This is a genomic window from Variovorax sp. VRV01 (genome assembly GCF_014852545.1).
GTDB lineage: Bacteria > Pseudomonadota > Gammaproteobacteria > Burkholderiales > Burkholderiaceae_C > Variovorax > Variovorax beijingensis_A.
The window spans coordinates 22,121-42,415 of record NZ_JACVBS010000028.1; the positions used below are offsets into that span (position 1 = coordinate 22,121).

Below are 20,295 nucleotides of genomic sequence, written 5' to 3' on the forward strand. Positions count from 1 at the left end.
CGGGCGCCGGCGCGGCGTGAAATCGAAGTTGGCCGTCGCGGCGCAGGCGGCGTTCGCGGCCAGCATGGCGTCCTGCGCAGGCGCCGCGCTGGCGCAGACGGTGGATGCAAGGCCGACGAACGAACCTGCTCCGGCCGCAACAGCGACGCTGCCGCCGGTCGCGGCAATCGAGCAGAGCGATTCGATCGATGCGCCGCCCCCTGCGATCAGCGGGGGCCAGGTGGGCCGCGGCGCGCGCATGGGCATCCTCGGCAACGTCTCCGTCATGGAAACGCCCTTCAGCGTGACCAGCTATACCGCCCAGACGATCGAGAACGACCAGGCGCGCTCGGTGGCCGACGTCCTGTCGGCGGACCCGTCCGTGCGCATGGGCAGCGCGCGATCCAACCTCAACGAGGACATCACGATCCGCGGCTTCAGCGTCCCGAGCAGCGACTTTGCGCTGAACGGCGTGTTCGGCGTGACGCCGTACTGGCGCGCCCCCCTGGAAGCGGTGGAGCGGGTCGAGATCATCAAGGGTCCGTCCGCCTCGCTGTTCGGCATGACGCCCGGCGGCAGCGTGGGCGGCGTGGTCAACCTCGTCCCCAAGCGCGCGGAAAGCGAGCCGATCACGCGCTTTACCGGCAGTGCCTCGTCCGACGCCGTGTTCGGCGGCCATGTCGACATCGGCCGGCGCTTCGGGCCGGACGGATCGTTCGGCGTGCGCATCAACGCGACGCAGCGCGAAGGCGACACGGCCATCAAGGGCCAGTCCACGCGTGAAAGCCTGGGCGCCGTCGGCCTGGACTATCGGGGCCGCGCACTACGCGCTTCGCTGGACCTGCTGGCGCAGAAGGAGCGCATCGACAATGTCGTGCGCCAGTTCCAGGCGGGCCCGACGCTCGCCGCCGTGCCGCGCGCGCCGGACAACAGCTATCCCTATCCGGGTCTGGGCTGGTCCGACGGGCGCAATGGCTCGGCGGTGCTCAAGGCCGAATACGACCTGAACGACAACCTCACGGCCTACGCCAGCTACGGCCAGCGCAAGCTGAACTGGGGCGCGGTCGCATCCAACCCGGTCATCACGGACACCGCCGGCAACTACTCGTTCTTCGGCGGCTGGCAACGCATGTCCGTCGAGAGCAAGTCGCTGGACGCGGGCCTGCGCGGCAGGTTCTCGACCGGCCCCGTGAAGCATGAGGCGGCGTTGAGCTTCTCGCGCCTCGAACAGGATCAGCTGCTGGGCTTCTACACGGGCTACCCCGGCGGCAGTTCCAACCTGTATGCCGGATTGCTGTTCCCGACGCCGTCCACGGCCGGCATCAGCAACCCGCTGCGCCCGTACCTCGACACCAAATTGACCAGCGTGGCACTGGCCGACACGCTGTCGTTCATGGACGACCGGCTGCGCGTGACCCTGGGCCTGCGCCGGCAGCAGGTGGCCGGGCAGAACTACGACTTTTCCACCGGCCAGGCGAGCGGCGCCTACTACGACGAGAGCGCCACCACGCCGGTGGCCGGCGTGGTCTACAAGCTCCAGCCGAACATCTCGCTCTATGCGAGCTACATCGAGGGCCTGTCGCGCGGGGACGTCGCTCCGATCAGCGCAGCGATCAGCAATCCGGGTGCGGTCATGCCGCCGTACAAGTCCAAGCAGAAGGAGATCGGCGTCAAGTTCGACCTCGACGGAGGCATGGTGGCGGCCGTCAGCCTGTTCGAGCTGACCAAGCCGAGCGCCGGCATCTCGGGTTCGACCTTCGGCGTCTTCGGCGAGCAGCGCAACCGGGGTGTCGAAGCTACCCTGGCCGGCGAGCTGGCGCGCGGTGTGCGCGTTCTGGGCGGCGTCACCTACATGGACGGCGTCATCACCAAGGCGGCCACGAGCGCGCTGGAAGGCAAGAAGGCGATCGGCGTGCCGGACTGGCAGTTGAACCTGGGCGCGGAATGGGACATGCCGTTCCTTCCCGGACTGACGCTCACGGGCCGCATGATCCACACGGGCAAGACCGCCGTCGATCCTGCCAACACCCTGCACATTCCGGGCTGGAATCGCTTCGATGCCGGCGCGCGCTATGCGACGCGACTCGGCGGCAAGCCCGTGACTTTCCGCATGAACGTGGAGAACCTGTTCGACAAGGACTACTGGGGCACGTCGACCGCGGGCTACCTGTTCGTCGGCTCGCCGCGCACGCTGAGCATCTCGGCCAGCATCGACTTCTAAGACCCGGCCGACGCGGCGCATGGATGTGCGCCCACAGGGCGGTGTTCGCACGGCGGGCAGATTGGCGCTCACGCATGCCAGAGCACCACCAGAAGCCCCCGCCGAAGAAAACGAAGACAACGACGCGGGCCGCCGTCCGCAAGGAACGCACCCGCGCTGCCCTTGAAGCACCCGTCGACCGCGTGCTCCACGAGGTGTTCGGCCACCGGCGGCTGCGGCCCGGGCAGCGCCGCGTGATCGATCGCGTGGTCGGCGGCGAGTCCACGCTCGCCGTCATGCCCACGGGGGCGGGAAAATCGCTGTGCTACCAGGTGCCCGCGGTGCTCGTGCCGGGACAGACGGTGGTGGTCTCGCCCCTGATCGCGCTCATGAAGGACCAGTGCGAGAAGCTGAACGCGACGGGCGTGAGCGCCGTGCAGCTCAACAGCCAGTGCACCGCACAGGAGATCGGCGTCGCCCAGGCCGCCATTGCCGACGGTTCTGCGCGCGTGATCTTCAGCACGCCGGAGCGCCTGGCCGACGCCGATTTCCTGGCGCTGCTCCATCGGCACCCGACCTCCTTGCTCGTGGTCGACGAGGCGCATTGCATCTCGCAGTGGGGGCACGACTTCCGGCCCGCCTACCTCGAGTTGGGTGCGGCGGTGCGCACGCTGGACCATCCGGTGGTGCTGGCGCTCACGGCCACGGCGAACGGCGAAGTGGCCGGCGAGATCATGGAGAAGCTCGGCATTCCGCGCGCCGGCCTCGTCGACACGGGTGCGTACCGGCCCAACCTGCACTATGCGGTCGAGCCGGCGATGCGCGAGGAAGACAAGCTGCGGCGCGCGCTCGCGCTGGTGGCGGGCCTGCGGGGCAGCGGCATCGTCTACACCGCCACGGTCAAGGCGGCCGAGGCCTTCTTCGCCGAACTGGCGGCCGCCGGCGAGTCCGCGGGCCTGTACCACGGCCGGCGGCGTGCCGGCGAACGGCGCGCCGCGCAGGACGCGTTCATGGCCGGCGCGCTGCGCGTGATGGTGGCCACCAATGCCTTCGGCATGGGGGTCGACAAGCCGGACATCCGCTTCGTGCTGCACTACCAGATGCCCTCCAGCCTGGATGCCTACTACCAGGAATCGGGCCGCGCCGGCCGCGACGGCGAGCGCGCCGACTGCGTTCTTCTCTACCTGCGGCGCGACCGCGCCGTGCAGCAGTTCTTCCTGGCCGGCTGGCTGCCCGACCTGGCCGAGCTGCGTGCACTGCAGCAGCTGCTGCTGCGGATGTCGAACGCGGCCGCGGCACCGGGCTGGAGCGAGGCGGAGCTCCAGCAGCGCGCGCGCCTGCCGCGCGGCAAGCTTCGCGTGCTGCTGAGCCTGCTGCGGCAGGAAGACCTGGTGGCGCGCGACCGCGAGGGACGGCTGCGCTGGCGCGGGAAGCCGCCGCTCGAAGACGCCGAACTCGACGCGCTCCTGGACGAACACCGCGAGAAGCGCGCGCAGGACCGCGAGGCGCTGGAACGCATGACCTTCTACGCGACGACCGGCCTGTGCCGCTGGCAGGTGCTGCTGTCGGGCCTTGGAAGCGATGCGCTCGCGCAGCGCTGCGGTGCCTGCGACAACTGCGTGCGGCTGGCCCGCCACGAGCGCGAGCGCCGCGCGGCCGCGCCAGATGCGGCAGCAAAGGAAGAAGCAGAAGCGGCCCCGCCGCAGCATGCCGTGGCCTTTGTGCGCGGAGCCTCCGTGCGCGTGCCGCGCTATGGGGTCGGATGTGTCACGGCGGCCGATGCGGTCTCCGTCACGATCGCATTTCCCGACGGCAGCCAGCGCTGCTTCCGGCCCGAGTTCGTGCGCCCGGTGCCCGCGCTTCGCCGCGCCTGACTCCGGCACCAAACCCTACTTGCCCGCGATCACGTGCCGCTTGTGCAGCGAACTCGAAGCGTTCATGCCGGCGTCCTCGTCGACACCGATGCCCAGCCGGTCCACCAGCTCTCCGCCGAGCCAGGCCGTGACCATCGCGAGGGCCGCGCCTGCAAAGGACCAGGCCATCTGGCTCAGTTGCGGCGCATAGTCGCGGTCGCGCAGCAGAAAGCTCGCAACGAACAGCAGCAGGACGAGCACGTTGCCGCCGCCGTGCATGGCGCCGATGCGCTTCGCCCGGGTGCCCGAAGGAATGGCCAGCCAGTCGAGGGTTCCGAAAGGCGCGGCGAGCACGCCGCCCACCAGGCCGGCCGCGATCAGCCAGTACGACACGGCGGCCATGACCTGGCTGCGTCCCGCCAGGTAGATGATGTCGAACACCACTGCCGTGGCGAGCAGCCCGAGCGGAAACACCACGAGCATCTGGTGCACCGAGTGGCCGAGGAAACGGACTCTTGCATGCATGGGATCACCTCCATTGCCTGAACCCTGCCATCTGAGCGGCAGCCGCGGCCGGTCCCGCGCAAGCAGGTGCCGCCAGTGCGGGTCGGTACTTTCCTACCCGCCGGCTGCCGTCTCACAAGCGCAAGGGAAAAATTCAAACTCTCTTTATCGACGAAGGATGACGCCCTGCGGTTGCCAACGCAGCACGCTGCGCGACATGGACAAGTTCTTCGCATCCTTCGCCAATGCCACGGCGCGCGCGGCCGGCAGTCCGATCGCATTCCTGATCTGTGTCGCGCTGGTCGTTGCCTGGGCGGCGGCGGGGCCCTTCTTCCATTTTTCCGAGAACTGGCAGCTGACCATCAACACCGGCACCACCATCGTCACGTTCCTCATGGTGTTCCTGATCCAGAACACGCAGAACCGCGATGGCGCGGCGCTTCAGACCAAGCTCGACGAGCTGATCCGGTCATCGAACGCCGGTGACGAGTTCATGGGCATCGAGAAGCTCACGGACAAGGAACTGGCCGAGCTGCACGAGAAATGCGAGGCGGCCGCCAGGAGAAGCCATGCCGCGCTCGATCGCACGCGCAGCGAGCGCGCGCGCCGTGGCAACGAGGGTGCAACCCAGGAAACTGCGCAAACTGAAAGCAAAGCATGAAGAAATCCTGATCTGCACGGACAGTGGCCCAAGCTCGTGCGGTTCTTGGAAAACGGCGCTTGGCCGCTGGACTCCAACCCGGTGGAGAACGCGATCCGGCCCTTCGTCAGACGTATTGCGAGCCGCGATCCGAGTGGCAAATCAAGCTGCCATCGCTCTCGGGTTGGCGGTCGTACAGCGCTTGCTCCAACGCATCGAGCACGAAGTCCGTGCGCATCGAACGGCTGACCCGCCAACCCGCTGCCATGCAGCAGAACGACGCTGTATAGCCGAAATTTTGCCGTGGCGGCGAATGTCTGGTTCTGGCCCGAGAAAAGTCCGACCGCCCCGACCCTTTGGAAGTGCCGGCGGCATCAGCGTTTAGCGGGGCACCCCGTCACGGTCGGTGTCGTCTGTTGCGCCATCAGATTCGTCAAGGGCATCAGTGAGAACTTCTCGGGCCTTATGCTCGATCGCATCGAAGATCTGAGGCGCGACCTCATCGGCGTAGCGCTTTCGCTTTTTATTGGAGATCGCGCCGCCGTTGTTGAGCGCGATAGACACCAGCGTTGCCAGCGTCGAACCACGCAGGTCGTACTGATCGTCGATCTGTTTGCGCACTGCGTCGAAATGAACGATGAAGTTCGTCTCGTTGCGCAGCTCCACCTCCAGTGCTTCGCGCGCCATGCTCAAGCCGAATTCCACACAGCGCGTGGCATCCCAGAAGCGAAAGATCGTGTCGTCACACTTGAACGTGAATTCAAAGTCGCCCTCGCCGGCCGCCCTGGCGTTGACCAGCGCGCGCGCCGGACGGGAGAAGTCCTGTAGGACGCTCAGATACTGTGCCTCGTGGCGCTTCATGGCCACAGAAACCGGGAGGAGCATGCCGTCGGGCAGTTGACCGGACTGGCACAGGACCTTGTGAAAGAGAAAGCGGGAAAGACGTCCGTTGCCGTCCATGAATGGGTGCAAGTAGACAAAACCGAAAGAGGCAATGCTGGCGGCCATCAGTGGATCCAGATGCTTCGCGGTGTCGTTAGCGAAACGTGACCACGCATCCATCAGCGCCGGCAGATCATCAGGCCGCGGAGGCACGAAGGTCACGCCCAGCGCACCGCGGCCGCCGTCGCTCAGCCAGTTTTGCTCCGTCCGGTATTGAACCGCCTGGTTGTAAGGATTGGAGACGATCGAGGCCTGCAACTCCACCAGATACGCCTCGTCAAGGGTGCGCGGCTTGTGCGCCTGACGCAGCAGGTGGATGAAAGTGCGCGCCTTGTCTTCCGACGGCGCCTCTTTCTCTATCGCGTAACTGTCTTGGGTCTCGTGCAGATACGCCCAGGTCAACGTGCGATCAAGGAGTTCGCTGTTGAGGGAGGCGGCGAAGTCACGGGTGGCCCCCAGCACATCAAAGTCCAGCCCGTCCCTGATCGCGGGCGTGCGCTCTACGGTGACGCAGTAGTCCCAGGTTCCGAGGCCGTTGAAGTTGACTCGCCATCGAGAGTCGCGGTCGGTACCGCCCGTGTAGTAACGACCCTCGTCGAACAAGTCAACATAGCCCGCGGTGATGACCGGCTGGGCCACCACCTGGTTGCCGGTGAAGTGTTCCCATGCGCTGCAAAGCATTCGCACGTATTGTCCATTCGGAGTCGCAGCAAGCGCCGCGGCCAGGTCGGAGGCGGCGAGGTGCTGGGATGCGCTTGCAAGCACCTGCAGGTTCACGCCCTCATGCTTGAGGGCAAAGAGCAAGTGCGCTACAAAGTCGCCGTCGGCCGGCGCCAGCGAGGCCGGCACGCCAAGTGCTTCCGCAGATGACATGATGCGCGTGACCGGTTTGACCAAAGCGGGTCGGCGCACTTCGAAGATCGGCAGGGCCAAGCTCGACCGCACGTATTCGTAGCCTACGTAGGCCATTTTTTTTCCTAAATGTTACAGGATTTTTTGCATTCTAGGCCGTGGATCCCAGAATTTTGTCATTCTGCTGGCGCTTGGCGCAATGCCACGTCGGTTGGCAGCGCTATCCAAGAGGGTGCGCGTGTTGTGGGCTGACACCCAGTTATCGGTGGCGGCCCGTCCTCCTTGGTCACGACTCACGAGAAACGGATGCTATCGAAAAGGCATGCCCGCATATTGCAACTGAGCCAAGCCTATAGCCCGCTCGCCGCCCGCGGCATACAACAAATATTCCTTGCCTTCTTCGACGAACACCGCAGGATCACGCAACTGCCGCACTAACTCGAAGACAGGGCCGCGGCGTGATGGCGCGTCAGGCATTGCAGCGCCCTCCCAGGCCAATTCAGGCTGCAACAGCGTAGTGACATCCCCGTGCCTCCAGGCGGTCCAGTCGGGCCTGAGATCGACGATGGTGTGAAGGATGCGCTCCGGCGTGTCGCCCACTCGCGTGAAATAGACGTGCAGCAGCGGGCCATTCACACGCACTGCGCAATGCCGGAAGCTGGGCTCGAACGGCACCGGGCCAAGCTCGAAGCCGCCGTGTTCGTCCATGCGATAGAACGCGCCGGGCATTGCCAGCGCATGCTGGCGCCCTTGCCACTCGAACACGCGGAAGTAGGACGCTCCCAGCACCTGTGGTTGGGCCGAAAAATGCAGGCCGTCATCTGAAATGGCCAGCTTGGTGCGTTGATTGCCGATCCAGCGCGCTGCTTCCCCGAACTGCGTTTCGTGACCGTCCGTCTGGCCTGCGGCGAACGCCACCCCGTGAAAGTACATGCGTATCTTTCGCGCAGCGTGATCCACATGCACATCGGGCGAGGCCACGTGATCGGAGCAATGCGAATCTGCAACCGGCAGTACGCCCGGCGCGTGGACGGTCCACGGGCCCAGCAGATCATCGGCATAGGCGAGCCGGATGTGTCGACCCTGATGGTGCGCGAAATACAGGTAGTAGCGCCCGAGCGGGTTGGGCAGCCAATCGGGCACCCGAATCAGCGACGGGCCATTGATGTTGTGGCCGAGCGAGGCGTCGAGTCCCGCATGGATCAGTGGCTGCGACAGGCAGCGCTGCGCGCGCATCATGCAACGCCCTCCGAAGCCCGGCTGGTCTGGCGATGGACGGTTTCCACCACCGCCATGTGCGCGCGGACGACCGGTGCCAGCAGACGGGCATCGACCTCGCCAAGGTCGTCTGCGCGCGTGTGAAAGGCTCGCGGTATGCCCAATACCGCCATTGCGCGGCCGTAGCCGCGCTCGACGATCGCGCCAAGCTCGCTGACGCCAGACATCGGTGTCATGATTCGCTCCAACCCGGGAAGGCCGCGAAAGGCCGCACGCGCGGCGTCCTGCAGCGATTCGGTCGCCATCGTCATGCGGTTCGCGTCGGCCGAAGGAAGATCGAAGAACTCGCCACGGAATTCGAGCCGGTCGCGCACCGCGAGCGCGGCGCCCAGATGAACCCATGCCAAGGTGTCGGCGGGCGCGGGGGCTTGTGCCAGTGCGCGGTGCGCGCCGGCAAACCGGTACTCGTGCGCCCCTGTATTCAGCAGGAACAGGGAGAGGTCCGGAAAGCGCTCGACAGCCCACGCCGCCATCGCCAGAAATGCAGCCGCTCCCGTGCCGCGCTCGGCAACGCAGCCGAACCAGCCGGTGCGTGGCGTGGACAGGCACAGCCATCGCGGGCCGCGCCGCAGCGTGGCTTGCAGATTCGAGGTCTGCCGCACGCTCGTCTGGCCGTGCAGAAACAGCGTGGCGGGCAATCCGCTGCGCGCTGCGCGCAGGAATGGTTCGGCAAGCGCCGGCGCGAGAACCGCGACGGGCACCGGTGCGACGGGTGCCCCGAAACCGGCGTTCAATGCCACCACCTCGCCGGTTGGGCCGACCGGCACGATGACCAGAGCGACGGCGCCCGCTGCCGACGCAGCCGCAATCAGGGGCGCAACGAGAGGTGAATCGACCGAGGCATGGCGCGCATGCGGCAAGACCAGCAGCGCAATACGACCGGCTGCATCCATCGCCTCATACGGCGCGCGCACCACCGCCAACGGTGCGCGCAGGCCCTGCATACCGGTTGCAGTGACGGGCGACTGCCAGTACACCGGCGCCGCGGCCTCGCCCGCGACCAGGCGGCAATCGATCGGATCGAAGAAAGGCACATCGATGCCCTGACGCTCAATGTCATAGCCCGACGCGGCGAGGCGGCCCGCGATCCACTGCGCGGTCGCCGCGTCGCCGGCCCCCCCCGAGATCTTGTCTCCGAAAGCAGCCTGTCGAACCATGTCAGCCGCCAGGGTACGGGTCAGCGCATCGACCTCTTCATCCATGCGAATCACTCCTTCTGCACACCCAGCGATGCAGCGATCTTTCCCCAGCGTTCGTATGCTTCACGGACCATCGCCGCAAATTCCGAGGGCGTCGAGGAGGCCGCCTCGTACGCGCCTTTCTCGAACTCTCGCTTCAGTTCAGGTGTCGCAAGCACCTTGACAAGCGCCGCGTTCAGGCGCGCCGTGATGGGCGGCGGCAGGTTCGCTGGCGCAAAGACGCCGACCCAGCCGTCGATGTCCAGGCCCGTGCCACCTTGCTCCACCAGTGTCGGCACGCCAGGCAGCAGCCGCGAGCGCTGTGGCGCCGCGACGCCGATCATCCTGACGTTGCCGGTTCGCACGAACTGCAGGGCACCGCCTGCCGCGGCGAACATGATCTGCACGCGCCCGCCGACCAGATCCTTCTGCACGTCACCGGCTCCCTTGTAGGGAATGTGCACCATGTCGAGGCCGTAGTGCCTGGCCATCCACTGGCCGAAGAGGTGCGATGAACTGCCCTTGCCGAACGAGGCGTAGTTCAGCTTGCCGGGGTTGGCCCGGGCATAGGCCACGAGTTCCTTCAGATTCTCCGCCGGCACTGACTTGTGGGCGACCAGCACGAGCGGACCGACGCTGGCAAGCGACAGCGGCGTGAAGTCCTTGAACGGGTCGAATGGCAGCTTGGCGAACGAGTGCGGATTCTGGGCGAAGGGACTCAAGGGGCTGTAGAGCAGCGTGTAGCCGTCCGCCGCGGCGCGGGCGACTTCCGCAGTGGCCATGTTCATGCTCGCGCCAGGGCGGTTCTCAACGACCACCGTGGTACCCAGTTCCTTGCGCAGCTGCTCGGCCAGGAAGCGCGCCTGCTGGTCTGTCGGCCCGCCTGGGGCAAGACCGACGACGAGGCGGATTGCTTTGCCGCCCGTCGGGAAATCGGCTGCGGTTGCACTCATCGCCGGCAGCGCCAGGAAGGTGGCAAGCAGTGCGGCAAAACATCGTCTCATCAGGCCTGTCTCCATTGTTGGCGCGGGCGAGCGCCGTTGGCACAGCATAGGTCGCATGGCACTTATGAGAACAGTGATATATTTTCAATAAGCCATAACTTAATGGAATGACTTTCCATGCAAGACGAACTCGACAGCCTGGTGTCACGCCTGCGCTTCCGACATCTGCGGTTGCTGGTGGAACTGCACCGCTGCGGCACCCTGAGCAAGGCCGCCGCCACGCTGCATCTGTCTCAGCCCGCGTTGAGCAAGACGCTCAAGGAGGTCGAAGAGGCCTTCGGGTTTCCGTTGTTCCGGCGCGGCGCTCGCGGCTTGGCACCCACGACACGCGGCGAGGTGATCGTGCAGGGCGCGGCAACGCTGCTGGCGGCGCTCGGGCATCTGAGCGAAGCGGCACACGCCTCGAGCGAAGAACCCGTTGCGGTGTTGCATCTCGGCGCACCACCCGCCGTGGCGGCTGGCGGCGCACTGCCCGCTGTGCTGGCATTGCTGCAGGCTCGCAGTGAACGCGTTGTCGTTCGGCTGCGCGAGCAGGCCGTACCGCAGTTGTTCGAGGCCCTGTTGCAGGGAGAACTCGATGCCCTGTTGACCTCGTTCAATCAAGCAGCGTTTGCCGCCAAGCGAGCGACGCGTTTGGTCTACAAACGTTGCGCGGAGCACGAGTACGTGGTGATCGCCCCGCCCACGCATCCCTTGGCAAGAAAAAGACGCGTCGGATGGGACGCGCTTGTGGCTGCCCAATGGATCATGCCGGAGCCGGCGCTGCTGAGCCGCCAGGCGCTTGAGAGCCAGTTTCTGCGGGCGGGTGTCCCAGTACCGGCACCGTGCATCGTCTCGAACAATCCAGCCACCAACGTGCAACTGGTGGCAGCCGGAGCGGGGCTGGCCGCAGTGCCACGGGCCATGGCCACGGCAGAACAGCGCTTGGGGCGGATTGCGGTTGTTCGCGTCGAGATGACGCCCTCTCGGGTGCCGGTCGCGCTTGTCTACCGATCTGCATCAGCCGGTGAGCCGGCGATAAAGCTGCTGCACGCTGTCGTTGACGAGCTCACGCCCTAGCAGGCTAAAGCGGACGCTTGGCGTTCAGCGCAATTGCTCTGCGGGTCACGTACCCAGCGTGCGTGCATCCCCTCCTTCGCTTGGAGGAGGACCACGCGGTGCCGCACATACGCCAACCTACGAGAATCAAAGACACGTAAACACCCTGTTACCGCAGGTTGGCCAGGCGCGGTGCTAAAGCACCCTGCACAGCGCGCACGTATATGCCGTACTGGACGGAGAGTGGCCGACAACAAGACGGAAAGTATCGCTTCACAGAACTCTCGCACAGACTTCACGGCGACTTCGCCCCCGTCGCGCACACTGCCTCCCGACAGCGGTTCGGCGTTGGTAGAGGCAGGGGGAAAAAATCCTCTCAGGGAAAAGAACGCCTCGATGCCAGCCGCTGTCACCCTCCAAGCTCTAAGCAAGCTTTAGTGGCCGCGCGGCGCCCCATCCAGATCTGCTACGAACGAAAGCCAGATCAGCTCACAGCAGCGAAGGTGGCGAGAACGTCCAAGTTGCCGACGCTTGATTTCGCCTCAGATTTCGAGTCGCACAGGTCGTGAACTGCGCGACCGAGCGATGGGTCATTCAGCCACCCACGGAGGCAGCTGCTCCACCTGAAACCCGTACAGGCACTTGGCCGCCCTTGGCAACTCACGGTTCGCCCGCTCCAGCCACATCTCGGACGAAGGCAACTTCGGGAAGCCCTCCTCGGGCGTCAACACCCGCACGTCCGCCACAGGCCGAATCGTCGCTTCTTGGACCCCCTCCAGGCCCGCGAGAACGGAGGCCTTCAGCACCTCGACGTCGGAACCCTCCCGCACCACCCAGGGCTGACCGACAGCCGTCAGAGCCTCCTCCGCCCCGCGCCCGAGGACCCGAGTGATGCGACGCATGACGATCGTGGGCGATGTGCCAGTGACCTCGACCGTTGCTTGCCAAAGACTGCGATTTCGACGCTCGAATCGGTCCGCCCGCTGCTCTTCATCAAACGCAGCGCCTTCGTGATTGCTGCCGACAACAAATTTATCAAAGGGGCGGTCCGGGTTCACTTTGCCGGGACTGGCATCAAAGAGGGACACACTGGAGAACTGGCAGCCGGAGTTCCTGCAGCTGCTCTGCCAGATCGGCGGGCTGGCCTTCCTGATCTATGTCGGCTCGCCGCAGTCCCAGGAAGGCGACGACCGCATGGAGGCCAAGATCGATGCGATCCTGGCGGAGGTGGATCCGAAGAATGCCGATGTCCTGATCGACGAGATCGACCGCGAATACGCCGGCCGGCACACCCGACCAGCGCTGGACGAGGATGGCGAAGAAAGATGCATCCTGGCGTGACGGCGGCGCGCTTGCCGGCGCCGCCGCCGCGTCAGGAGCCGATGACCTGCAGGTCGCCGCTCGCGCCGAGCAGCTGGCGCACCTGCTGCGCGAGCGAGCCGAAGATGCGCCCCGCGAGGCTGGGCTCGTCGCGTCCGAAGACGATGCGGTCGCAGCCGAAGTCGCGCGCCGCCGCAACGATGGTCTCGGCGCTGCGGCCGATCGCCACGGTGCTGCTGCAGGACACGCCCGACATCGCGAGCAGGTTCTGCGCGAACTGCAGTTCCTCGGCGCCCGCGCTCTGCTGCAGTTCCCGCAGCTCCTGCGGATCGAAGAACATCGCGACGTGGCCGGAGACCACGGGTTGCACCCGCAAGAGCCGCACGGCCGCCGCCTCCTGTTGGCAAATGCGCACGACCTGCTCGATGGCCGAGCGCGTGCGGGCCGGCTCGGTCGGGTCGATGGGGACCAGAATGCGCCGTCTCACGCCGACACCTGCTTCAGGCCGACTGGTTGGCGGGTTCCGGCTGCTGTTGCCGGCTGGTCAGCCACTTGCCGATCGCCACGACGGAGATGGCGCCGATCGCGGGCACGATCGTGTGCAGCGCATGCTGGCTGGCGGCCCAGCCGGCAATCGACGGATCCGACATCGCCATTTCGCCGGCCACCCAGCCCAGCAGGGCGGCGCCGAGCGTGATGATGATCGGGAAGCGGTCCATCAGCTTGAGGATCAGCGTGCTGCCGAAGATGATCAGCGGAATGCTGATCACGAGGCCGAACACCAGCAGCGGAACATTGCCCTTGGCCGCGGCTGCAACGCCGACGACGTTGTCCAGGCTCATGACCAGGTCGGCGACCACGATGGTCTTGATGGCCGCGGCCAGGCTCGAATGGCCTTCCAGGTTCTCTTCGCCGTCGTCGCCCTTGAGCAGGCCGATGCCGATCCAGAACAGCAGCGCAGCGCCCACCAGCTTGAGGTAGGGCAGCGTCAGCAGGTAGACCGCAAAGAAGGTCAGCACCACGCGCAGCACGATGGCGCCCATGCTGCCGAACAGGATCGCCTTCTTCTGCTGGGCCGGCGGCAGCGAGCGCGAGGCCATCGCGATGACGACGGCGTTGTCGCCGCTCAGGACGATGTTGATCAGGATGATCTGCGACAGGGCAATCCAGAAATCCGGACTGGTCAAAAACGACATGGGGATTGTCTCCTCGAAGTGGACGCGGAACCACGGCGGTTCCGACGTGTTCGAGGCTACGGGCCTGCGCTGTCACCTTTCTGCCGGCAGGCTGTCAGCCACATGTCCGCCAGCTGTCAGCCAGCTTACAAAGGCGGCCTGAGCGGCACTGCTCAGGCCTTTCGCAGCGGGAAGAAGACGCTGAAGGTGTTGCCCACGCCGTCGATGTCTTCCTCCAGCGTGATGCGCGCGCCGTGCAGCGTGGCGATCTCGCTGACGATGGCCAGGCCCAGGCCGCTGCCGTCCTCCTGCGTGCCGAGCAGGCGGTGGAAGCGCTCGAAGATGCGCGCACGCTCCTCCACCGGCACGCTGGGGCCGTCGTCGCTGATGGCCAGGCGGCACTGGTCGCCGTCGCCGGGGCCCACCTGCACGGTCACGCGGCCGCCCGCCTGGCTGTAGCGCACCGCGTTGTCGATCAGGTTGTTGATCAGCTCGCGCAGCCGGTCGCGGTCGGCGTTGATCACCAGCGGATGCTCGGCGCCCTCGAAGCCCAGGTCGATGTCGCGCTTGAGCGCCTGCGGCACCCAGTCCATGCTGACCTCGAGCGCGTAGGCATTCAGGTCGAGCGGCTGCAGCTGCATGGCGTCGAGCGCGCCGGGCTCGTTGCGCGCGAGCGAAAGCAGCTGGCGCACCAGCCGCGAGAGCCGGTCGGCGCTGATGTAGAGCTGCGCGAGCGAATGGCGCACGCGCTCGGGGTCGCTCTCGCGCAGCGCCAGCTCGATCTGGGCCTTCAGGCCGCTCACCGGCGTCTTCAGCTGGTGCGCGGCGTCGGCCACGAAGCGGTTCTGGAAATCGAAGGTGCGACCGAGCCGCGCCATCAGCTCGTTGACCTCGTCCACCAGCGGCCGCACCTCGCCCGGCACGTCGTGGATGTCGATCGGGCTCAGGTCCAGGTGCGAGCGGTCCGACACCGCGCGGCGCAGCCGCTGCAGCGGCTCGAGCCCGCGCGAGATGCCGAACCAGACCACCGCCGTGGCCATCACGATCAGCAGCAACTGCGGCACCACCACGTTGGCCAGCATCTCCCACGCAAGATGGGTGCGCTTGTGCAGGGTTTCGGCCACCTGCACCCGCACCATCGGTGCCTCGGGATTGCCGCCGATGGGCATCCAGGCCACCAGCATGCGCACCGGCTCGCCGCGCACCGTGTCGCGGTAGAAGCGCGGCCTGGCGGGGTCGCCGGGGCGCGGCGGCGGCATTTCCGCATCGCCGCCCAGTGCCTTGCCGTCCTCGCTGGCAACGCGGTAGAAGAGCAGGTCCTCCTGGTCGAGCAGCAGGATGTTGCCCGCGGCCTCGGACAGGTCGAGCCGCGGCTGCAGGCCGTCGAGCTTCACGTGCAGCACGATCTCTCGCCCGATCTCGTACAGCGCGCGGTCGTAGGCCAGGTTGGAAAAGCGCAGCGAGTTCCAGTAGGCGGCGCCGGTGTCCAGCACCAGCAGCACGGCCAGCGGACCGAGCAGCCAGGCCAGCAGCTTGCGCTGCAGCCTGGGCTCAGGTTTGCGCATCGCCGCGGTCCATCAGGTAGCCCATGCCGCGCACGGTGCGGATCTCGCATCCGAGCGGCTCGAGCTTCTTGCGCAAGCGGTAGACGTTGACCTCGATCGCGTTGTCGCCGACCTCGTCGCCCCATCCGTAGAGATGGTTGACCATCTGCTCCTTCCCCACCACGCGCCCCTCGCGCATCATCAGCAGTTCCAGCACGGCGAGCTCGCGCGGCGACAGGTCGAGCGGCTTCTTGTCGTAGAACACGCGGCGGCCCACCGTATCGAAGCGCAGCAGGCCGTGCTCGAGATACGGCGTGGAATTGGTGCTGCGGCGCAGCAGCGCGCGCACGCGTGCTTCCAGTTCCGGCAGGTCGAAGGGCTTGGCCAGGTAGTCGTCGGCGCCCAGATCGAGCCCGCGCACGCGGTCCTGCAGGGTGTCGAAGGCGGTCAGCATCAGCACCGGCATGGTGGACTTGCGGGCGCGCAGCCGCCGCAGCACATCGAGCCCGCTGAGCTTGGGCAGCCCGATGTCCAGGATCGCCAGGTCGTAGATGCCGAGCGCGAGCGCGTGGTCGGCCTCTTCGCCGGTGGAGACGATGTCCACCGCATGGGCGGACTGCACCAGCGCGCGCGAGAGCGCGTCGGCCAGCACCTTGTCGTCTTCCACCAGCAGTATCCGCATTGATTCTCGCCCCGGCCGTATGCAGCCGAATATGCTAACCGCAATGCCCCGGGGGAGACGGCGCAACTCAGGAACAGGTATAGCTCGCGGCCAGGTTGGGGTCGCCCGAGGTGTAGCTCGCCTTCAGCGGATGAAGGCACAGCGGCCGCGACTTCACGGCCGGAAAGCTGGCGCTGGCCACCGTCGCCACTTCCACGCGCGCCGGCGGCTCGACGCCCTTTTCCACCCAGGCGGTCAGCAGTTCGTAGAGCTGCGCGTTGGTCGGCAGCGGCGGATTCGCATTGGCGTTCGACGTGCCGTTGCTGAAGCCGTGGCCCATGCCGGGAACGAGGTAGAGCCGGTAGAAGCCCTGCGTGGCCGCGACGCCGCCCATCTGCGCGGCGACGCGGCTGTAGTAGTTGATCGTGCCTTGCGGCGGGATCAGCGTGTCGGCGAGCCCGTGGTAGGAGATCAGCTTGCCCTTGCGGTCGCGGAACGCGCTCAGGTCGGCGCTGTCGGTGTTGATGTTGGCGAACGCGCCTTGCAGCGCCACGCCGCGGTCCCATGCGTTGGCGAGCTGCGGATACGTGAGCGATTTCCAGCCGTCGGCGCCATTGCCCGTGGCGTTGAGGAAGCTGGGCGTCGCGATCGTCGGATCCTGCAGCTCGAGCGCCACCGTGTCGCTGGAGATGGGGAACGGCGCGGCGCCGGCCAGGCCCATGAGGCTGGCGCCGCGCGCCAGTCCGTACCACTTCTGCCCTGGCGCGGTGGCGGCCGCGAAGCCGTTGTCGGCCGCGGGGTTCGGCAACGAGCCGTCGGCCGTCTGGCCGTACCAGAACTTGTTGAACGCGAGCGCCTGGGCCGGTGTCACGCAGCCCGCGGTGGCGTTGGTGCCGCCATCGGCGGTGCAGATCACGGACGCGTCGGTGGTCGGGTCGTAGCGGCAGGCGGACGGGTCCGGCACGTAGCCGAGGTGAACGCCGCCGACCATGTCGCAGGCGTTGATCGCGGCGTTCGAGACCGTCGTGTGCTGGGCCGCAGTGATCGCCACGCCGCCCAGGTCGCGCTGCACGACGATCTGCGGATAGAGCTCGGTGGTGATGAACTTGGTCCAGTTGTTGGCGGGCGCACCGGCCAGGATGCCGTCGAAGTCGGCGGGGTTGGCCTGGGCCTCCTTGAGGCCCTGCCGTCCTCCGGTGGAGAAGCCGTTCCAGTAGGCGTACTTCGCGTCTTCGCCGTAGTAGGCCTTGGCCAGCGCCTTGGTCTTGACGGCCATCTCGTGGATGCCGCGCTCCGAGAAATCCTTCCACAGGACCGTGTTGATGGTGCCGTCGGGGTTCATCGCGAACGAGCCGTTGCTGATGGCATGGCCCGTGTCGGTGGTGGCGGAAACCGCGCCCTCCACGCCCGCGGTGTCGCTGGCCGATCCCGCGCTGCCGGAGATCGGCGTGATGCCGGTAAGGGTGCCCTGGGTGCCGCCGGCCCAGCCGCCGCCGCCCTTGACGTGGATGCGCCTGTTCCAGTTGGCCGGCGTGGGCAGCCAGATCTCGATGCCGATGCCCGGCGAGGTGGACGGCGCGCTGGCCACGCCCGGGTTGCCGGGGCCGACATTGAGCTTGACGAAGCACAGGTCGTTCTGCGCGACCGGCGTGCTCGGCGACGCGGTGCCTGTGAGCAGCAGCGCGTCCCCTTTCCTGAAGGCCTTGACCAACAGGACCGTGGTCAAAGTGTCGGGCGCGAAGCGGGTCTTCATGCTGTCGTCGCAGGCCAGCTTCTGCGCCGGCGGTGCGCCGGTGTCCGGCGGAATGCTCACGATGGGAAAGCCGCGGGTGCCGCCACTGCCGCCGCAGGCCGTGAGGAGCGCTGCAACGCAGCAGAACAAGGCGGCGCTCGCGGCGCCGGATCTTGGAATGGCCATTCGTCGTCTCCAGAGAGGAAATAAACTGCAGATGAAGATTCATCCACCGGGCCGTGGCGCGCCAGGGCTGCACGATGGTGCATCTTCACAGCGTCTTTCCACGCTGGGGGAAACCACACGAAGTGAAAAGCGAGGAGTTCGGGTTCAGGCGGGCCGTCGGAGGACGCCCGGCGACGCGCACTTCAGTGCATGTGGATGCAGACAGTGGCCTGCGGGGCGCTCAGGACGACTCGGCGCATTCCAGCAGTTGATCGGCGAGACTTTCGATGTCGCCGCGCATGGCCAATCGTCCGAGCCAGACTGCCGGAATGGACGACGCGCCGTAGTGCGCACCTGCCAGTTGCCCGCAAATCGCGGCCGTGGTGTCGGCATCGTCTCCCAGGTTGGCCGCTGCCAGCACGGCTTCCTCGAACGAACCGGTGACAAAGAAGCACCAAAGGGCCGCCTCGAGCGAATCGACGCAGTATCCCGATCCCTTGATGGCCTCGCGCGGCTTGCCAAGGTAGCTACCCGACGCGATGGCTGCGACCTTGTCGGACAGGGGTTCGGTAACCGTGGTCGCGAGAATGCGCTCCTTGCTTGCGCCCATCAACGCTGCCCGCAGCTGCAGCGCAAAGAGCCGCGAGCAATCGATGGCTTCGCGGGCACCATGTGTCGTTCGCGTGCTTTCGCCGGCAAACCGGAAGGTCTGGTCCGCGCTGGCGCGGAAGTACATCGGGACCGGCGCGAGCCGCATCAGTGCGCCGTTGCCGGCCGTCCTGGGATCGAGGTCGCCAGCGAACGGATCGCGGGTCACAAGGTAGCGGTCCAGCGCCGTGGCCACCGTGATGCCGATGTCGAAACATTCGCCGTTGCTGCTCAGGTAGCCGACGCTGCGCCAGTTGCAGTAGCGGTTCATCTGGTCGACGGGATCGAAGCCGCTCCGCCGGACGAGACTGGTCGCCAGGCACAGCGCCATGGAGGTGTCGTCGGTCCACTCGCCCGGCTGCAGCCGGAAAGGGCCGCCGCCAGCCATTCCCGTGACGGGCTCGAAGGTTCCCCGCGGCATGAACTCGACGGTCGTGCCCACCGCATCGCCGCAGGCGAGCCCGAGGAGGCAGCCGCGGTATCGCTCGCGGTCGTTCATGCGGCACCGCCTTGCGCGCCATCCGCGGTCAATCCGAAGAAGAAGTCGAGGATGTGGAAGTGGTCGTCATGGAACTGGTCCTCCATGCCGGCCAGTTCGTCGATGGGCACCCACCGGGCGTCCGAGGCGTCGTCGCCGGCGGTCAGTTCGGGGGGACGGCGCGGACCCAGGTCGAACCTGTGCGCATGGGTGATAACGCGGCCGCGCTGGCTGCGGTCGGGATGGTCGAACACCTGCACCGCCTTGAAGGCGGCTTCGATGTCGCTGTCCAGCAGCCGCAGCCCGGTTTCCTCGGCCAGCTCGCGCAGGGCCGACTGCCACACGGTCTCGCGCGGCTCGATGAAGCCGCCCGGCAGCGCGAACAGGCCCTTGCCGGGCGAGCGGCCGCGCCGGATCAGCAGCACCTGGCGCCCGCACTGGACGACCGCATCGACCGTGACGAAGACCGGCGGGTACGGCGAGCCGGACCACAGCGCCTTCTCGCGGCGCAGGCTCTCCCATTCCTGCGCCAGCACGGCATAAGGCGGCAGGCTGGCCCAGGCGCGCAGGAACTGCAGCGTGCTGTCCGGCGCCTGGCCGACGAGCGCTGCGAGGGCCGGCTCCAGCGAGCCGTCGCGGGCGGCCCCGAAGTAGGCATCGCGCAGCGCGCTCGCGTGGATGTCGCCGCGACTGCCGGCGTCGTCGAGCGCCCAGCCGGGGAAGTCGCGCAGGTAGCTGCTGGTCGCGTCCTTCAGGTGCCCCACCAGCACCACCGAAGGCTGGCCCGGATGCAGCCGGGCCACGCCCTCCTTCACCGCCGCCACCCACCGCGCGGGGTCGTAGTGGTCGCGCACGGGCAGGAACTTCAGCCGCTGGCGGTCGGCTTCCGGCAGCGCGGTGCGGATCATCTCGGCGCGCTCCTGCCAGGTGAAGGGATTGCGCGGCGTGCGCGCCTGGAAGGCCGAGCCGAGCACCACCACGCACTCGGGCGCGGCCGCGAGCGCGCGGCGCAGCAGCGCCAGCTGGGCGTTGTGGAAGATCTGGAAGCGTCCGATGTAGACGGCGACATCGGGCGCCTTGTTCGTGCTTGTCATCTCATCGTCC

The 20,295-nt window shown here is 66.9% G+C and carries 17 protein-coding genes and 3 pseudogenes; 7 read left to right on the forward strand and 13 right to left on the reverse strand.

Translation table 11 applies throughout. The annotated features are described in order from the left end of the window. The first annotated feature begins 16 nt into the window (after positions 1 to 16). Positions 17 to 2,200 (forward strand): TonB-dependent receptor, encoded by a 2,184-nt coding sequence (locus IB278_RS31015; RefSeq protein ID WP_318646722.1) that lies wholly within the window; start codon positions 17 to 19, stop codon positions 2,198 to 2,200. A gap of 74 nt (positions 2,201 to 2,274) precedes the next feature. Further along, positions 2,275 to 4,053, forward strand: coding sequence for a RecQ family ATP-dependent DNA helicase (locus IB278_RS31020; protein WP_192327826.1), 1,779 nt, complete (start codon positions 2,275 to 2,277; stop codon positions 4,051 to 4,053). Between the two features lie 15 nt (positions 4,054 to 4,068). On the opposite strand, the gene IB278_RS31025 is transcribed toward IB278_RS31020, so the two are convergent. Beyond that, positions 4,069 to 4,557 (reverse strand): DUF2231 domain-containing protein, encoded by a 489-nt coding sequence (locus IB278_RS31025; protein WP_192327828.1) that lies wholly within the window; start codon positions 4,555 to 4,557, stop codon positions 4,069 to 4,071. A 196-nt stretch (positions 4,558 to 4,753) separates the two neighbouring features. Here IB278_RS31025 and IB278_RS31030 point away from each other — a divergent pair, with 196 nt between their 5' ends. Further along, entirely contained in the window at positions 4,754 to 5,197 is a 444-nt protein-coding gene (locus IB278_RS31030; RefSeq protein WP_145746733.1) for a low affinity iron permease family protein, read from the forward strand. Positions 5,198 to 5,209: 12 nt separating this feature from the next. After that, positions 5,210 to 5,293: pseudogene (locus tag IB278_RS31035) on the forward strand (IS66 family transposase); the annotation flags it as partial. A 13-nt stretch (positions 5,294 to 5,306) separates the two neighbouring features. Here the strand turns inward: IB278_RS31035 and IB278_RS31040 are convergent. The 5 genes and pseudogenes from IB278_RS31040 to IB278_RS31060 form a co-directional block, all read right to left on the reverse strand. After that, positions 5,307 to 5,438 (reverse strand): annotated as a pseudogene (locus tag IB278_RS31040) (IS3 family transposase); the annotation flags it as partial. A gap of 119 nt (positions 5,439 to 5,557) precedes the next feature. After that, entirely contained in the window at positions 5,558 to 7,087 is a 1,530-nt protein-coding gene (locus tag IB278_RS31045; protein WP_192327831.1) for a Fic family protein, read from the reverse strand. 192 nt (positions 7,088 to 7,279) lie between these two features. Continuing rightward, entirely contained in the window at positions 7,280 to 8,209 is a 930-nt protein-coding gene (locus IB278_RS31050) for a hypothetical protein (RefSeq protein WP_192327834.1), read from the reverse strand. Then, a complete protein-coding gene (locus tag IB278_RS31055) occupies positions 8,206 to 9,450 on the reverse strand; it encodes a hypothetical protein (RefSeq protein WP_192327837.1) in 1,245 nt (414 codons plus the stop codon). The genes IB278_RS31050 and IB278_RS31055 overlap by 4 nt, the downstream gene beginning before the upstream one ends. Positions 9,451 to 9,455: 5 nt before the next feature. After that, entirely contained in the window at positions 9,456 to 10,445 is a 990-nt protein-coding gene (locus IB278_RS31060) for a Bug family tripartite tricarboxylate transporter substrate binding protein (protein ID WP_192327840.1), read from the reverse strand. Positions 10,446 to 10,547: 102 nt separating this feature from the next. Between IB278_RS31060 and IB278_RS31065 the strand changes: the two genes are divergently transcribed. The 3 genes and pseudogenes from IB278_RS31065 (at position 10,548) to IB278_RS31075 (ending at position 12,809) form a co-directional block, all read left to right on the forward strand. Then, positions 10,548 to 11,489: a LysR family transcriptional regulator gene (locus IB278_RS31065; protein ID WP_192327843.1), complete on the forward strand. Its 942-nt coding sequence runs from the start codon at positions 10,548 to 10,550 to the stop codon at positions 11,487 to 11,489. A gap of 920 nt (positions 11,490 to 12,409) precedes the next feature. After that, positions 12,410 to 12,481: pseudogene (locus IB278_RS33990) on the forward strand (hypothetical protein); the annotation flags it as partial. A 46-nt stretch (positions 12,482 to 12,527) separates the two neighbouring features. Further along, positions 12,528 to 12,809 carry a DUF6766 family protein gene (locus tag IB278_RS31075; protein ID WP_225613282.1) on the forward strand — a complete coding sequence of 94 codons (282 nt, stop codon included), beginning with the start codon at positions 12,528 to 12,530 and terminating at the stop codon, positions 12,807 to 12,809. A gap of 31 nt (positions 12,810 to 12,840) precedes the next feature. Here IB278_RS31075 and IB278_RS31080 read toward each other — a convergent pair whose 3' ends face one another. The 7 genes from IB278_RS31080 to IB278_RS31110 form a co-directional block, all read right to left on the reverse strand. Continuing rightward, positions 12,841 to 13,275, reverse strand: coding sequence for a universal stress protein (locus IB278_RS31080; protein WP_192327846.1), 435 nt, complete (start codon positions 13,273 to 13,275; stop codon positions 12,841 to 12,843). 13 nt (positions 13,276 to 13,288) lie between these two features. Then, positions 13,289 to 13,984, reverse strand: a complete 696-nt coding sequence (locus tag IB278_RS31085; protein ID WP_015866313.1) for a TerC family protein — start codon at positions 13,982 to 13,984, stop codon at positions 13,289 to 13,291. Positions 13,985 to 14,136: 152 nt separating this feature from the next. After that, positions 14,137 to 15,528: a sensor histidine kinase gene (locus IB278_RS31090; protein WP_192327848.1), complete on the reverse strand. Its 1,392-nt coding sequence runs from the start codon at positions 15,526 to 15,528 to the stop codon at positions 14,137 to 14,139. Then, entirely contained in the window at positions 15,515 to 16,189 is a 675-nt protein-coding gene (locus IB278_RS31095; protein ID WP_015866311.1) for a response regulator transcription factor, read from the reverse strand. Before IB278_RS31095 ends, IB278_RS31090 begins: the two co-directional genes overlap by 14 nt. A gap of 67 nt (positions 16,190 to 16,256) precedes the next feature. After that, positions 16,257 to 18,086: a tannase/feruloyl esterase family alpha/beta hydrolase gene (locus IB278_RS31100; protein ID WP_192327851.1), complete on the reverse strand. Its 1,830-nt coding sequence runs from the start codon at positions 18,084 to 18,086 to the stop codon at positions 16,257 to 16,259. A gap of 220 nt (positions 18,087 to 18,306) precedes the next feature. Further along, a complete protein-coding gene (locus IB278_RS31105) occupies positions 18,307 to 19,212 on the reverse strand; it encodes an ADP-ribosylglycohydrolase family protein (protein WP_192327854.1) in 906 nt (301 codons plus the stop codon). Then, positions 19,209 to 20,285 carry an NUDIX domain-containing protein gene (locus IB278_RS31110; RefSeq protein ID WP_192327857.1) on the reverse strand — a complete coding sequence of 359 codons (1,077 nt, stop codon included), beginning with the start codon at positions 20,283 to 20,285 and terminating at the stop codon, positions 19,209 to 19,211. The genes IB278_RS31105 and IB278_RS31110 overlap by 4 nt, the downstream gene beginning before the upstream one ends. Positions 20,286 to 20,295: the final 10 nt, after the last annotated feature.

Bases quoted from the DNA above. Each gene is read 5' to 3' on its own strand.
- IB278_RS31020 (WP_192327826.1), top strand. From the start codon at position 2,275: ATGCCAGAGCACCACCAGAAGCCCCCGCCGAAGAAAACGAAGACAACG.
- IB278_RS31025 (WP_192327828.1), bottom strand. From the start codon at position 4,557: ATGCATGCAAGAGTCCGTTTCCTCGGCCACTCGGTGCACCAGATGCTC.
- IB278_RS31030 (WP_145746733.1), top strand. From the start codon at position 4,754: ATGGACAAGTTCTTCGCATCCTTCGCCAATGCCACGGCGCGCGCGGCC.
- IB278_RS31045 (WP_192327831.1), bottom strand. From the start codon at position 7,087: ATGGCCTACGTAGGCTACGAATACGTGCGGTCGAGCTTGGCCCTGCCG.
- IB278_RS31050 (WP_192327834.1), bottom strand. From the start codon at position 8,209: ATGATGCGCGCGCAGCGCTGCCTGTCGCAGCCACTGATCCATGCGGGA.
- IB278_RS31055 (WP_192327837.1), bottom strand. From the start codon at position 9,450: ATGGATGAAGAGGTCGATGCGCTGACCCGTACCCTGGCGGCTGACATG.
- IB278_RS31060 (WP_192327840.1), bottom strand. From the start codon at position 10,445: ATGGAGACAGGCCTGATGAGACGATGTTTTGCCGCACTGCTTGCCACC.
- IB278_RS31065 (WP_192327843.1), top strand. From the start codon at position 10,548: ATGCAAGACGAACTCGACAGCCTGGTGTCACGCCTGCGCTTCCGACAT.
- IB278_RS31085 (WP_015866313.1), bottom strand. From the start codon at position 13,984: ATGTCGTTTTTGACCAGTCCGGATTTCTGGATTGCCCTGTCGCAGATC.
- IB278_RS31090 (WP_192327848.1), bottom strand. From the start codon at position 15,528: ATGCGCAAACCTGAGCCCAGGCTGCAGCGCAAGCTGCTGGCCTGGCTG.
- IB278_RS31095 (WP_015866311.1), bottom strand. From the start codon at position 16,189: ATGCGGATACTGCTGGTGGAAGACGACAAGGTGCTGGCCGACGCGCTC.
- IB278_RS31100 (WP_192327851.1), bottom strand. From the start codon at position 18,086: ATGGCCATTCCAAGATCCGGCGCCGCGAGCGCCGCCTTGTTCTGCTGC.
- IB278_RS31105 (WP_192327854.1), bottom strand. From the start codon at position 19,212: ATGAACGACCGCGAGCGATACCGCGGCTGCCTCCTCGGGCTCGCCTGC.
- IB278_RS31110 (WP_192327857.1), bottom strand. From the start codon at position 20,285: ATGACAAGCACGAACAAGGCGCCCGATGTCGCCGTCTACATCGGACGC.